Origin of the sequence: Streptococcus entericus DSM 14446 (assembly GCF_000380025.1) — a bacterium.
GTDB classification, from domain to species: domain Bacteria; phylum Bacillota; class Bacilli; order Lactobacillales; family Streptococcaceae; genus Streptococcus; species Streptococcus entericus.
Genome location: NZ_KB904158.1, coordinates 1 through 14,258 on the forward strand (window position 1 = coordinate 1; position 14,258 = coordinate 14,258).

General features: G+C 43.8%; 9 protein-coding genes, 1 tRNA gene, 1 pseudogene and 1 riboswitch. Of the genes and pseudogenes, 8 read left to right on the top strand and 3 right to left on the bottom strand.

The window, feature by feature from the left end:
- From tnpA to A3GW_RS0103080, 5 genes and pseudogenes are all read left to right on the top strand, one after another.
- Nucleotides 1–415: pseudogene (gene tnpA / locus A3GW_RS10725) on the top strand (IS200/IS605 family transposase); the annotation flags it as partial.
- 279 nt (nucleotides 416–694) lie between these two features.
- Nucleotides 695–6,019 (top strand): KxYKxGKxW signal peptide domain-containing protein, encoded by a 5,325-nt coding sequence (locus A3GW_RS11210; RefSeq protein ID WP_018367854.1) that lies wholly within the window; start codon nucleotides 695–697, stop codon nucleotides 6,017–6,019.
- A 368-nt stretch (nucleotides 6,020–6,387) separates the two neighbouring features.
- A complete protein-coding gene (locus tag A3GW_RS0103070; RefSeq protein WP_018367855.1) occupies nucleotides 6,388–7,254 on the top strand; it encodes an ABC transporter permease in 867 nt (288 codons plus the stop codon).
- Nucleotides 7,251–8,009: an ABC transporter ATP-binding protein gene (locus tag A3GW_RS0103075; RefSeq protein ID WP_018367856.1), complete on the top strand. Its 759-nt coding sequence runs from the start codon at nucleotides 7,251–7,253 to the stop codon at nucleotides 8,007–8,009. Before A3GW_RS0103070 ends, A3GW_RS0103075 begins: the two co-directional genes overlap by 4 nt.
- A 107-nt stretch (nucleotides 8,010–8,116) precedes the next feature.
- Nucleotides 8,117–8,189, top strand: a tRNA-Ala gene (locus A3GW_RS0103080).
- 104 nt (nucleotides 8,190–8,293) lie between these two features.
- On the opposite strand, the gene gatD is transcribed toward A3GW_RS0103080, so the two are convergent.
- Entirely contained in the window at nucleotides 8,294–9,079 is a 786-nt protein-coding gene (gene gatD, locus A3GW_RS0103085) for a lipid II isoglutaminyl synthase subunit GatD (RefSeq protein WP_018367857.1), read from the bottom strand.
- On the bottom strand, nucleotides 9,079–10,422 hold the full coding sequence (gene murT / locus A3GW_RS0103090; RefSeq protein ID WP_018367858.1) for a lipid II isoglutaminyl synthase subunit MurT: 1,344 nt from the start codon (nucleotides 10,420–10,422) through the stop codon (nucleotides 9,079–9,081). Before murT ends, gatD begins: the two co-directional genes overlap by 1 nt.
- Before the next feature lie 108 nt (nucleotides 10,423–10,530).
- Nucleotides 10,531–10,743, top strand: a riboswitch (FMN riboswitch).
- Between the two features lie 163 nt (nucleotides 10,744–10,906).
- Here murT and A3GW_RS0103095 point away from each other — a divergent pair.
- The 3 genes from A3GW_RS0103095 (at nucleotide 10,907) to A3GW_RS0103105 (ending at nucleotide 12,995) form a co-directional block, all read left to right on the top strand.
- Nucleotides 10,907–11,479, top strand: coding sequence for an ECF transporter S component (locus A3GW_RS0103095; protein WP_040798415.1), 573 nt, complete (start codon nucleotides 10,907–10,909; stop codon nucleotides 11,477–11,479).
- Complete coding sequence (locus A3GW_RS0103100; RefSeq protein WP_018367860.1) at nucleotides 11,466–12,122, top strand: phosphatase PAP2 family protein; 657 nt, start codon at nucleotides 11,466–11,468, stop codon at nucleotides 12,120–12,122. The genes A3GW_RS0103095 and A3GW_RS0103100 overlap by 14 nt, the downstream gene beginning before the upstream one ends.
- Before the next feature lie 153 nt (nucleotides 12,123–12,275).
- Nucleotides 12,276–12,995 carry a hypothetical protein gene (locus A3GW_RS0103105; RefSeq protein WP_018367861.1) on the top strand — a complete coding sequence of 240 codons (720 nt, stop codon included), beginning with the start codon at nucleotides 12,276–12,278 and terminating at the stop codon, nucleotides 12,993–12,995.
- A 57-nt stretch (nucleotides 12,996–13,052) separates the two neighbouring features.
- On the opposite strand, the gene A3GW_RS0103110 is transcribed toward A3GW_RS0103105, so the two are convergent.
- The gene (locus tag A3GW_RS0103110; RefSeq protein ID WP_018367862.1) at nucleotides 13,053–14,135 is read right to left on the bottom strand and encodes a DEAD/DEAH box helicase; all 1,083 of its coding nucleotides are present in this window, start codon (nucleotides 14,133–14,135) and stop codon (nucleotides 13,053–13,055) included.
- Nucleotides 14,136–14,258: the final 123 nt, after the last annotated feature.

The following is a 14,258-nucleotide window of genomic DNA, read 5'->3' on the forward strand; positions in this document are numbered from 1 at the left end:
AGCGAAGCAGTCTAGGCGAGATATTCCACCGTTTATGTAGCTATAAAGGTGTTGAAATTATAGAAGGACATTTAATGCCAGATCATGTTCACATGCTAGTTAGTATTCCACCAAGAATCAGCGTTTCCAGTTTCATGGGCTATTTAAAAGGTAAGAGTGCTCTTATGATGTTTGATAAACACGCCAATTTGAAATATAAATTTGGCAATCGCCATTTTTGGGCAGAGGGTTATTATGTAAGCACAGTAGAACTTAACGAAGCCACGATTAAAAAATATATACAGGAGCAAAGAAATTATCCAGTGGATGATTTCTTCATGAGCTTAGAAATAAGAAGGCGAATTAACATGACATCGCACTTGATAAATTGAGTGTGAAAGAATACGAAGATCCCTTTAGGGATAATGGCAAGTAATACTAACACCTCTTTAAGAGGCGAGTGACGAGTCAAAAGCGGTTAGGCTTGAACAACGTGAAAGCCAGCGTCTTTAGGCGCTGGCTGGTGATATGGGCTTATAGCCCCTGTTCAAACCACCCGTTAGACGGGTGGTTATGATTGTTTTCGCAATTTCAGAAAAATATCAGAAAGAAATTGGAAACATTTTTATTGTTAAAATCTTATCAAAATGCTTGACTTTTAGGGCAAACGATTGCATAATGAGAAGTGAACTATAAATTAAAGGAGTTTTCTTTTATGGCACAAGAGACAAGAACCAAAGGATTCAGAATGTGGAAATCTGGCAAGCGCTGGTTATTTGCGATAGGGGCTTCAACGGCTATTTTTTTAGGCACAGGAGTGCAAGCGGTTGCTCAAGGCCCTGACGAACTCAACCAGCAGACGGACCAATTGCCACAACACATCACTGCGACGGATACTGTCAGCAATCTTGTGATTGAGCCAGAGACCAATTCATCAAAACACGGTGAGGTTTTGGATGCTCATTTGGCAGAAGAAGATGATGAGGTTGACCATATTATCGGAGATGATAGCCAAATTCCCAGTGAATTTTTACGCAGTGCTAGTCCAGTGACAGCTGTCCCAAGTTCCGTTGATGTCACAACAGCAAAGCCCGTGACGATCTATTATAAGCCAACACAGGATGAGGGGGATTACTATGCCTATGTCTGGGGCGATGGACTTGAACAAAATCAACAGGGCAAAGACGCACAGATGATAAAAGAGGGGGAACAGTATAAACTAACTGTTACTCCCAAAAAAGAGGCGACTTTCTTTAACTACATTATCAAGAAAGGTCAGGGCTGGAATAACAATAAAAAAACAGGCGATATGACCGCCACGGTTAATCCCTACACGGAGACAACTATTTACGTTGGCGATGATTTTTACTCTCAGATTTCTAACCTACAAACAGAAGCTTTTGATAAAACGTTTGGTTATGAGGACAAACGCGTTAGCGAAACAGCTCCAGATAAGTTTGAAACTGTCGGTAGTTTAGGTCGTCTAGGAGCGACATTACATGATGATGGGACTGCTACAATCAACCTTTGGGCACCGACAGCTAAGGAGGTTAAGCTCAATCTTTATAAAAAACTTGAACCAGGTGTACAAGCGGACAAAGAAATTCAGATGAAACGGGGTGAAGACGTCAATCCTGACGACCATACTAAAAATACCATTGGCGTTTGGCATTATAAGATTACTAAAGACATTCTGGATAGCCTGAACCTGACAACAGCTAAAAATCTGGCTTATGACTATACTCTCAGTCTTCCAAATGCCCACTTTATCCAAGTGGAAGAACAAGATGTGCAGATTAACGGTGAAAAGAAACGAATCAAAGTTTACCGTAACTCTGCAACGGAGAAAGTTCTCAATTACCATCATAAAGATGCTAACCAGACTGTTCTAGGTCAAAACCGTGAGGCAACTCGTGAAGAAGTAGCTGCTTTTTATGCCGGTGATGAGATAATTAGGGAAAATGGTAATATTAAAGTTTCTAAGCACGAGCATAAGATTGTCACTACACAAGACCCGTACTCAGTAGCTGTTATCCAAGGCGGTACACGGTCAGTCATTCTTGATCCAAGTAAGGTCGGTGATAAGGTAATAATCACTAAGAACAAACGTGCCAAAACAAATTCAGAAGTGAGTGTTCTGGAAGTAAATATCCGTGATTTTTCAATTGATCCATCTTCAGGAGTAGCGGAAAAAGACCGAGGGAACTATCTCGGATTTGTTCAGGAGGGGACAACAACGCCAGACGGTGCAACCATGACTGGTCTTGACTACCTCAAATATCGTGGAACCAACTACTTGCAAATGATGCCGCTTAACGATTTTGAGACGGTTCCAGAGTTGGATAAAGAGGATCCTGAAAATATCAAAATTTCTGAAAAAGAACCTGATGGTGTTCACAACAACCAGCAAAACTGGGGCTATGATCCGAAGAACTATAATGTGCCAGAGGGCTCTTACGCGACTGATCCAAAAGACCCTGAAAATCGCATCAAAGAACTCAAGCAGATGATGCAAAAACTCCATGATGCCGGCCTTAACGTCACTTTAGATGTGGTTTACAATCACCTCTATCATGGGCAAAAAAATGTCTTTGAACAAACGGTTCCAGGTTATTTCTATGCCATCAACCAGCCAGCTAATGTCATGAACAACGACATTTTTGTGGGCAATGCGGTGCGTTCTAACTCTGAGATGATGAGGCGTTATATCGTCAATTCAACAGCTTTTTGGGCAGCTGAATATGGCATGGATGGCTTCCGATTTGATGCCATGAGTGACCTTGATGTCAAGACCCTGAACGATGTCCGTGACGCTTTGAATAAGGTTGGTGAGAATATTGTCACTTACGGCGAAGGTTGGGACAGTATGGGTAAATACTTGCCTGAGGGTCAGGCAGGTAGTGATGCCCATGGTAAGAAAATCCCGACATACGGCTTCTTTGATGCAACCAGCCGAAACGCCATTGTTGGGCATGCTCATAATGAGCATTTGGATGCGGCAGGATTTGTGAATCAAGGACTCAACCCTTATATCAATAACACGCATGATGTGGCAACAAGTCTATTGGGAGGAAATCGACATAAGTACGCCAGCGCTTCTCAACAGCTCAATTATGTTGAATGTCATGATGGCATGACCTTGAGCGATATCTTGAAACGTTATAATGTCGTTGATCTTCGAGATGAAAACATGCATCTGAACCGTGTCGAGCTAGCCACAGCTATGAGTGCCTTGGCACAAGGGATTCACTTCTCACAACACGGTCAAGAGTTCTTGAGAACTAAGATGGACTCAGTAAACACTTATAATTCTGGTGACGAATACAACAAGATTGATTGGACTTTAGTGAAAAAACATGCAGATGCAGTAAACTTTTCTAAGGCAATCACTCAACTGCGTTTGGCAGAACCATTATTCCAATTATCCGAATACAAGGATATTGATGAAAAAATGGTTGTAACGAATGCTCAAAATAGTTCAGGTGTCATCACCTATGAGCTTCGTCCTGATGGTAAAGGTGAGAATATTAATGGCAAGTACCTTGTTATCTTTAATAATAATAAGGGTGATGGCGAGTCTTCACTAACTCTCGGTGGTGATGAATGGTACTATGGCGGTAAACAGGATATGGAGAACCACAAGAACCTTGAAGGCAACCGCGGTGTCATCAATTCAACCAACGATTTCAGTAAAGCCTTTATCGTTGCGACAAATGCTAAAAATCTTTATGAAAAAATCGGTCAAACGGTTGGTGAGAAAAAATTGACGGTAGATCCGCTGTCTGCAACGGTACTCTTTATCCCAGCACCTGCCAAAGCTGTGGAGTTGAAAGATGCTGAGCGCGTGATTACTTATGTTGACCGTAAAGGCAATAAAGTTGCAGATGAACACCGTCAGGCAGTAACTTATTTGACCGTTGAGGAAACAGCACCGGAGCTAAAATTTGGCTTTGAAAAATCTCAGATTCCAGTGACCACAACTGATTTGGGACATAAGGAAAACATTGTCAACAAAGTATCTAGTGAGACGCCAAAGGTCAAACGTGTCTATGTAGCAACAGATGCTTCAGGACGTGCCATTAAGGCAAATACTGAATTAAATCAGGTTCAAATCGGTGACGATGGCAAGCCAGTTGATACCGACCAAATCAAATGGAAGCTGATGACACCTGTTGCTTTTGTGGGGCAAGCACCTGAAGGTTTTAAAGACCAGACTACCTACACAACTGATAAACAAAAATGGCTCTCTCAAGCTTGGGATAACGTAGCGGAAGTTCGTCATCCGAAGGTAGAAAATCACCATGTTCAATCTGTTAGTCCAACTGAATCAGGTGACAAAGAAAAAGTGAATACTGGGTCTGTTCAACTTGGTCAAGCGACGGCAACGGTCACAGTGACCTATGCTAAGGAAAGCGTAGCTAGAATTATTTCTGAAAATGACCCTGAGAAAAAATTGCCTGTAAATGCAGCTGCAGCTAATAGTGAGTATATGGTCAAAGGCTTAGAGGGCGATGCGATTGCATTTGCAGTGACTGATGATGCCTTGAAGCGAGAAGGTTACACTTATACAGTTAATGGCAAAGCTAATTTAACAGAGGCGCTGGCTGATCTGGCGGGTGTCTTTGGTGAAGAGGAGAAAGTCTTTAGAGTCGTTTATGAGGAAAAACCTATCCCAGCCTTGATTATTCAAGATATCGCTACAATTACCATTCCAGCGATGAAGATTGAAGATACCGCAACGACCACAATCCCAGCAATGAGAATCGAGGACACGGCCACGACGACCATCCCAGCAATGAAAATTGAGGATACGGCAAAAACCATAATCCCAGCGTTGAAGATTGAAGATACGGCAAAAACTACAATTCCAGCCATGAAGATTGAGGATATGGCAACAACCACAATCCCAGCCTTGATTATTCAAGATATCGCCACGACGACGATCCCAGCCATGAAGATTGAGAATACAGCTAAGACCACAATTCCAGCGATGAAGATTGAGGACACGGCCACGACGACCATCCCAGCAATGAAGATTGAGGATACAGCTAAGACCACAATCCCAGCAATGAAGATTGAGGATACGGCAACAACCACAATCCCAGCGATGAGAATTGAGGATACGGCCACGACGACGATCCCAGCAATGAAGATTGAGGATACGGCAACAACCACAATCCCAGCGATGAGAATTGAGGATACAGCTAAGACCACAATTCCAGCCATGAAGATTGAGGATACGGCAAAAACCACAATCCCAGCCATGAAGATTGAGGATACGGCAACAACCACAATCCCAGCGATGAAAATTGAGGATACAGCTAAGACCACAGTCCCAGCAATGAGAATCGAGGACACGGCCACGACGACCATTCCAGCCATGAAGATTGAGGATATTGATAAAGATGGGCAAAAACCTCTAGCAGACCCATTTGAACGTCGACTTGTCGATACACGAACAGGTGTTACCGTTATCCTTGACAGACGTGAATCTTCTGATATTGTTGCCTTACGTGTTGTCCCCAAGATTCTATCTCCTCAGGAAACACCAGAGAGTCTAGTAGAACAGGATTATGATTTGTACGATATCGATCTTGTGAATAGAGAGGGTAAAGTTGTCAAAATGGCCTATTCTGCTAGAGTTCTCTTGCCGGTAGACCCTGATAAAATGGTTAAACAAGTTCTTTATCTACCGGAAACATCTCCTGTAAGAGCCCTTGATTTTACACTTGTTGAGTCAGGTCGATTTGTGGAGATTATAGCGAAAAGCTTTAGTCAATATGCTGTCATTTATCATTCTCAAATAGTATTAAATAATCAAGAAGATGATGAAGCTCGTAGCATCCAAGAACCAACAGAACAGATTATTGTGCCAGCTTTAGCTCGTCCAACAGCAATAACTGTTGCCGATAGCACTGGTGTAGCATCGACATTGCCAAGCACGGGAGACAATGACTCTGCAATTTCTCAGCTAATTGCTGGTGTTGCTTTAACAATACTTGGCTTGGTTGGAGTTTCTCGTCAAAAGCGAGAGAAGTAAAGAATTGCTAAAGAGATGACTTTAGCTGAGTATGAGAGGAGACGAAATACCGTCTTCTCTTTTGCTATACTCAAAGTTTTGAGGAGTCTGGGGTTAATTTAGCTATTATAATCACAATCTTTGACTGATATAATATCTGTTAACGTGGTATCAACGTATCAGCTGCCTAAGATATTTTTTAATGAGCTAGCTAGAGCGTTTTAATCAGAGGTTTTGTGAGTTTGTTTCGGAGTCTCTAATCGATTTACCAGTGGTCTCATGCGGTTTTTGAGGTAGCATCTAATCAGTTATTATTGTGATTTTGCTTTTCTGGTCAGATTGTGATACACTGATGGTAGAATTTATTCGTTAAACAAGAAAGGTAAATAATGATTATTTCAGCAGTTTCTCAAGGGCTTTTATGGGCTGTTCTAGGTTTGGGTATTTTTATGACCTACCGTATTTTGAACTTTCCTGATATGACGACAGAGGGCTCCTTTCCGCTGGGAGGTGCAGTTGCTGTAACGCTCTTGGTGCAAGGTGTTCACCCATTATTAGCCACGTTTGTGGCAGTGCTAGCGGGCTGCTTAGCTGGTCTGGTGACGGGGTTGCTCTATACTAAAGGTAAAATCCCCACCATCTTGGCTGGGATTTTAACCATGACAGCTATTCATTCCGTGATGCTGTTTATCATGGGCAGGGCTAACCTCGGTCTTCTGGATGTAGAGACGCTTCAGTCAGCTCTGCCATTTTCCCAAAGCATCAACCTCCTCATCATGGGGCTTATCGTTGTGGCCTTGGTTATTGCTGCTCTCATCTTTTTCCTCCATACTCAGCTGGGCCAAGCCTATGTGGCGACGGGAGATAATAAAGAGATGGCGCGGAGTTTTGGGATAAACACTGACCGTATGGAAGTACTGGGCTTGGTGTTATCAAATGGCGTGATTGCGCTGGCTGGAGCGCTGATTAGTCAACAGGATGGCTATGCTGATGTGGGTAAGGGAACTGGTGTCATTGTTATTGGGCTAGCTTCCATTATTATCGGTGAAGTGCTCTTGGCTGGTAATCTGACCCTACTTGAGCGACTTTTAACGATTGTTGTAGGGTCAATCTTCTATCAGTTGTTGATTGCCCTAATTATTACCCTGGGCTTTAATACCAGTTACCTGAAATTCTTCTCGGCGCTGGTTCTGGCTATCAGCCTGATGGTGCCTGAATGGCGCAAGCTGGTGCTGAAAGGAGGACGTGTCAAATGACAACAATTCTATCCCTGAAACAAGCCACCGTGGCTGTGGATAATGGACTTAACCAGAAAAAAATTATTCTCAATCAGGTTGATTTGGATATTGACGAGCAGGATTTTATCACCATTTTGGGAGGTAATGGCGCTGGAAAGTCGACCTTGTTTAACGTGTTGTCTGGGACCTTGCCCTTGACCAGCGGTCAGATGTTGGTCAGAGGAGAAGATGTGACGCGACTTCCTGCTTATGAGCGGGCACGTTACTTGTCTCGGGTCTTTCAAGATCCAAAGCTGGGGACTGCCCCTCGGATGACAGTTGCTGAGAATTTGCTGATTGCCCTAAATCGTGGTGAGAAAAGGCAGCTTGTCCCGAGGCAACTTGACCAGCAACGCGAAAATTTCCAATCGCTGCTCGCTCAGGTTGGCAATGGCTTGGAGAACCATCTGGACACGGCAACAGGGCTCCTATCAGGTGGTCAACGACAGGCACTCAGCCTTTTGATGGCGACCCTCAAACGACCCGACCTCTTGCTCTTGGATGAACATACGGCAGCCCTTGATCCAAAAACTAGTCAGTCCTTGATGAGATTGACGCAACGCTTTATCGATGAGGGCAACTTGACCGCACTCATGATTACCCATCAGATGGCAGATGCTTTAACCTATGGCAACCGTCTCTTGGTCATGAAGGACGGGAAAATTATCAAAGACTTGCGTGCAGAAGAAAAGAACCGTATGACAATGGCAGACTATTATCAGTTGTTTGATTAGAACAGACTTGATGATGGCAATTAACTAAAAAATGACTGAAACTATTGACAGTTACCATTATATTTGATAGAATAAATGAGTTAGATGTCCGAAAGCATTTATTCGATGGGGCCTTAGCTCAGCTGGGAGAGCGTTTGGCTGGCAGCCAAAAGGTCAGGGGTTCGATCCCCCTAGGTTCCATGATAGACTGGGTGACCCAGTTTTTTTATGGTTTCATTAGGTTGCTTGGCTCATAAAAACGCCTAACATCAGGTTATTACAACCAATGATGTTAGGCGTTTTTGCTAGTTTTTATCAACCTTACGTTTCATGTCTTCGTATTCTTCTGGTCGTTCGAGACTGAGAATATCCTCATAACTGGCTAGTTGAATATCTTGACCGTAGCGGTTTTTAAGAGCAGTGACGACAAGACGATAGGCCAGGTTGGTGTTGCGAGAGAGGATGGGACCGTGGAAGTAGGAGCCGTAGACATTCTTGTACTGAACACCTTCCCCATCATGTTCATCATTGTTTCCGATACCGTAGAGGACCTTGCCAAGTGGTTTTTGATCATCGGCTAAAAAGGTTCGCCCCTGATGATTTTCAAAGCCATAGTAAATCTCATCAAAGTCTTCGTTATAAATCTTAATATCGCCGATGTAGCGGTTGTCGGTCTGGTTGAGGGTGTAGTGTCCCATGACCCCAACGCCATCAATTTTGACACCATTAGCTTGGATATAGTATTGCCCTAGAAGCTGGAAACCACCGCAGATAGCCACGACCACCTTGTTTTCTTGGATAAAGGCGTCAAGCGCTTCTTTTTTCAGGGGTAAATCCTTAGACACGATGGACTGTTCGTAGTCTTGACCACCACCGAAGAGGGCGATGTCATAGTGGTCCTTGTCAAAAGGATCTCCCAGCGACACGATGTCCGCCGTCACCTTAGCCCCCAGCTTTTCACCGATGTATTTGAGCATGAGGATATTGCCATAGTCCCCGTAGGTATTCATCAGATCCCCGTAGAGGTGGGCGATGTTGAGCTCGTAGGTGTAGTCACGAGTGTCGGGAGAGCTTGTTGAGGTGTAAACCATTAGTCTTTCTCCTTTCTGACCGCTTGTTTTTGGGCTAATAGCTCGCGCAGCTCCAGCATGGCGGTATAGGTCGCAAGGATATAGGCCTGCTGACTATCCTGCCTTTCGATGGCGCTGAGCAGGTCTTCTAGCGTTTTTCTAGCAGTGATTTTCTCTGCTGGGTAGCCAGTTACCCGTAAGCGCCTAGCGATTTCTGGGTACCGAACGCCACCAGCATTTATTTCAGTGATGGGCATCTGGTTAATCTGTTCAAAATCGGCATCCCAAATCCAGCTAGTATCAATCCCATCGGCATAATTGGCGTTAAGCAAGACAGATAGGCTAAAGGTATAAGGAGCTAGTTTAATCATCTCCAGCGCCTGACTAGCCCCAACAGGGTTTTTAATCAAAACAAGGGTGCAGTCTTTATCACCGATTTTAAAGGTTTCTTGGCGACCGAAAACAGCTCGTGATTTATCAAAGCCAGTCTTGATAACCTCAGGGGATATGCCTAGATGCTCTGCTATGGCAACGGCCGCTAGGGCGTTGTAGATGTTGTAGAGCCCGCCGACATTGATGGTGTAGTTTTGCCCATCGATGATAAAGCTAGAGGAGACATGAGTCAGATCGGTTAGCTCGGTCAGGGCATAATCCAGTGCTGGTCGCTCAAAATCGCAGTTAGGACAGGTATAGTCGCCCAAGTTAGCGTAGGTGTTGAGACGGTAGTTGATAATGCTGTCACAGTGCGGACAGAGAATGCCTTCAGTGTTAAAATGTGCCCGCTTTGGCTCTGTTTTTGTCGTGTCAAAACCGTAGTATTTGATAGGGTTGTTGATAGGACGAGAGTTGAAGAGTGGGCTGTCACCATTCGCCAGAACTCTTGCTTGAGGAGCTTTAGCGATGCCATCCAAAATCATCTGATAAGTGGTGTAAATTTCGCCATACCGATCCATCTGATCACGAAAGATATTGGTCATGACAATCAGGCTTGGGGTGATGTGGTCAGTGATTTTTGATAAACTTGCTTCGTCAATTTCCAGTACCGCAATTTTCCGACCAGAAGCACTCGGTCTAGCCGTTAAAAAAGTTGACGTGATGCCGGTAATCATATTGGCACCGCTTGGATTGGTCACCACTTGTCCAAATGCTTCCTTAAGGATACCAACCGTCAAGGCAGTGGTCAGGGTTTTGCCGTTGGTGCCTGTAATGACGATAATCTCATAGTCTTTGGCGAGGTGTTTAAGAATGTTGGGGTCTAATTGCAGAGCAATTTTACCAGGCAGGGTAGAGCCACGACCTAGCTTACTCAGCATAAAGTGAGCTGCTTGTCCAGCAGTCTTTGCAAATACAGTTTTCATGTTCATGTGTTTTATTGTACCATAAAGCACCAGAGCTGTCATGCGGAGAAGATAGGATTAAACTACTAATTAGTTCTAAATGCTTGCCAAGTTCTCTTTTTTCTGTTATGCTTAAATAGTCTTCAGGGCAGGGTGTAATTCCCGACCGGCGGTGACTGGTGAGTAGACTGCCTTCTAAACCGTATTTTGACCTTTCTGGTTGTGCGATTGGTGTACACAGAGGTGTTAAACGTTTAGGGAACAGTCAATCATCAGAAGTCCGTGAGCGCAAGCTGATGTGGTGCGATTCCACAACCGACAGTATAGTCTGGATGGGAGAAGACAAGGAGTTTTGTTTGAAGCAGGGCTGTATAAGCTTTACCTTTTTGGTGAATCTGTGTCAATTTTTTTGATATTGGATACATCAATTAGGAGAGCAGATGTTGTTCTGTATCGACACCGACCTCTTTGTGACTTCTTTCAATTGTCAAAAATTGGAGGAATTTTTTATATGTTAAACACACGACGTCTGACGTTCATTGCGATTTTAGGGGCACTGTCTTTTGTGCTTATGTTTTTCAGCTTTCCGATTATCCCAGGGGCGGATTTTTTGAAAGTTGAACTGAGCGTGTTACCGGTCTTGCTAGGCTTATTTCTAATGGATGTGAAAGCGGCTTACCAGATACTGATTTTACGCACCGTGCTAAAGCTCTTACTCAATAATCATGGTGTTAATGATGTTATCGGTCTACCGATGAACATCGTCGCTCTTGGGCTATTTGTGACTTGCTTTGCCGTCTTCGCCCGTCGTCGTCAGTCGACCAAATCCCTGCTATTAGCAGGGGGTATTGGGACGCTTAGTCTGACAGCCGCCATGCTCTTTTTAAACTATGTGTATGCCATGCCTCTTTATGCGACCTTTGCAAATTTTGATATCGCCAAGCATATCGGAACAAGCACTTATTTAGTTGGAATGGTCTTACCCTTTAATCTGGTTCAAGGTGCCTTGTTCACCTTAGCGACGGTCATCATATTACTGCCCCACAAACGCTTATTTAGAAGGATAATGGATGATGCTCAATAAAACGACGTATTATGCGAAAGCCTCGTTTGCCCTGTTAATTGTGGTATTTCTGGGCTATGTGGTTAAATTCTACCCCAATCAGCTGGTTGAGGCGGACAGTGCGATACAAGGTGCTGTGCGTGGCAATCTGCCTCAGATTTTAACCAGCTTTTTCTCTTATGTGACCGTTCTTGGTAATACCCTAACTCAGGTTATTTTGGTTAGCGTACTGACAGCCATACTTTATTTTTGGAAGAACTGGCGCGCTGAGGCGATTTGGGTCTTGGCTAGCGGTCTATCGGCAGGCATTTTAATTCCGACATTGAAACTTATCTATGCACGTCCACGTCCTAGCTTGTCGCATTTGGTAGCGGCAAGTGGCTATTCCTTTCCGAGTGGTCATGCAACAGGGGCAATGCTGATCTTTGGCAGTCTGCTTGTTATCATCTCGCAACGTATGCCCAAGGGATGGTTCAAGATCTTGGTGCAAACAGGTCTGATGATTTTGATTGTTCTTGTTGGTTTATCAAGAATTTACCTAGGTGTGCACTACCCTAGTGATGTGCTAGCCGGTTTTGTGCTTGGCTTTGGGGTGCTTCATCTGCTCTATCCGACCTATATGACATGGCGCTTCAAGTGGCGTTTTACCGGTCAATCACGCTAAGCCGATAAGCTAAACGATTGAAAAGATAGAGACTGATATTTTAATCACTGTGTTAAACGATGAGATTTGGACAGATTTAGCCAAATCTCTTTTCTTTTGATTCGTTTTCAAGATAATGGTATAATAAAAGAAAACGGTATCAGGAGGTGTCGCATGAAAAAATATGTATGGGCAATCGAACTTGCTCTTATCGTAGGTATCTTGTGGTGGTTTAGTTTACCAAAGGCTACTGACATAGCTTTGCGCTTGGAGCGAGATCGTGCGGAACAGTTTTATCCAGTAGCCTATGCCGATTGGGTAGAGCTAAATGGTCATCAGTTTTATCTAATTAGCCCGTTTGGAGAGCATTCACCAACAAATAACTTACAGGTGATACTGAGTGCAATCTCTACACAAGAGGAGCTGCCGTCGAACCAGATTAAGGTGATTCGTGGGGATTATCAGGAGACCGAGCTGGCTGGTATCCGCTACCTCGTTTTCAATGAGAGTGTTTATGACATCGGAGGTTCAACCCCGCGTCTTATCAGCAGTCACCCTATTAGCAAACAGCACCATATTGAAAAAAATCAGGGTCTTTTTACCCTGACTGATTTATTCAAGGGCTATCAGACTTATGTGACTGACGCTGTAGCTAAAGCATTAGAAAACCATCCCAGAAAAGACGAGTTATTAACCAAGCAGTTTGACTGGTCTCCTCTGGAAAAGTATGAGAAAAATGGGATTCAAACAGATGGCTATACCATCAGAAACGGCTATAAGGTGTTTGATATCGGTGTTAGCCTTCCCTTGTCGGCATTTCACGATGTCATTGACCCATCTTATCTCAAGGGGAATGACTTACTTGATTATCAGACCTTACAAAACAGGCAATAAACGATAAGAAAAGGCAGACTAGCCTGATTGTAAAGCCATCAAGGCAGTCTGTCTTTTTTAAGCCTTATACAATTTTTGGTCTTTGAGGATAAGCTCGCTAACTGAGGCAAATTTTTTCAGTTGCTTTAGTTCTTCTTGGTGGCTAATCAAGGTGATGACTAGACCTTCCTTACCCATGCGACCGGTACGCCCAGCACGGTGAGTATAGGCCTCCTTATCCCGAGGAACCTCGTAGTTGATAACCAGCTCAAGCCCTTCGATATCAATTCCTCTGGCAACCAAGTCAGTCGCCAACAAGAGAGCGATGTCATGCTGTTTAAACTTGTCTAAGATGACCTTTCTGAACTTGACATTAACGTCACTGGCAAGGGAAACAGCTGAGCTACCGAGATAGGTTAGTCGCTCCTCGCAAGCCCCTAAATCGGATAAGCTGTTAAAGAACACCAAGCCACGGCAGTCTGGAATATTAGCAAATTTGCGCAAAATATCAAGCCGATCGCGCTTATCAAGCATCATGTAGTGGTGGCTGATGGTGTCCAGCTGCTGATGAGATAAATCAATAATCACAGTGCCTTTTGCCAATGCCGTTTTTTCGATAGCTTGCGTGGCAGAGACATAAATCATCTGATGGTCGCGCGGGGCGTAGGTGATGATTTTTTTGACAAACTGATACTGGCTGTCTTGCAAGAGGTCATCAAACTCATCTAGGATAATGGTGTTGATTGACATCATTTTTATTTTTTTCAGCTTAATCAACTCAAAGATTCGACCTGCCGTACCGATGAGAATCTCCGGTCCTTTTTTTAATCGTTCAATTTGTCGTTTTTGGCTGGAACCAGATAAAAATAGCTGAGCGGTCAATCCTAATGGTTCTGCCCAGGTTTTGGTGACTTCAAAAATCTGCCCGGCTAGTTCAGAGTTGGGTGCCAAAATCAGCAACTGTTGACTTTTTTTAGGGCTTAGTCTCAGTAAACTTGGTAAGAGATAGGCTAGGGTCTTGCCTGTTCCTGTCGGACTCACCGCTAGTAAATGTTGACCGTCTTTAATGGGGGTAAAGACAGCTTCTTGGATGGGGGTTAGTTGGTGAAACTGAAGTTCAGCCAACTGGTCTTGCCAAACCTTTGGGAAATTCGATAACATGATGCTCTACTTTCTTTTGTCAGTTGCCCTCATTATACCATAAAAAACCTAGCTAGGGGCTAGCGACTTTTGTTAAAATAAGGTAAAATAGGTTTAGACGACTAGAAGGACGAAGGAGACAAG

Coding starts and splice junctions, on each gene's coding strand:
- A3GW_RS0103100 (WP_018367860.1), top strand. CDS start 11,466: ATGATGCTCAATAAAACGACGTATTATGCGAAAGCCTCGTTTGCCCTG.
- A3GW_RS0103110 (WP_018367862.1), bottom strand. CDS start 14,135: ATGTTATCGAATTTCCCAAAGGTTTGGCAAGACCAGTTGGCTGAACTT.
- A3GW_RS0103075 (WP_018367856.1), top strand. CDS start 7,251: ATGACAACAATTCTATCCCTGAAACAAGCCACCGTGGCTGTGGATAAT.
- A3GW_RS0103105 (WP_018367861.1), top strand. CDS start 12,276: ATGAAAAAATATGTATGGGCAATCGAACTTGCTCTTATCGTAGGTATC.
- gatD (WP_018367857.1), bottom strand. CDS start 9,079: ATGGTTTACACCTCAACAAGCTCTCCCGACACTCGTGACTACACCTAC.
- A3GW_RS11210 (WP_018367854.1), top strand. CDS start 695: ATGGCACAAGAGACAAGAACCAAAGGATTCAGAATGTGGAAATCTGGC.
- A3GW_RS0103095 (WP_040798415.1), top strand. CDS start 10,907: ATGTTAAACACACGACGTCTGACGTTCATTGCGATTTTAGGGGCACTG.
- murT (WP_018367858.1), bottom strand. CDS start 10,422: ATGAACATGAAAACTGTATTTGCAAAGACTGCTGGACAAGCAGCTCAC.
- A3GW_RS0103070 (WP_018367855.1), top strand. CDS start 6,388: ATGATTATTTCAGCAGTTTCTCAAGGGCTTTTATGGGCTGTTCTAGGT.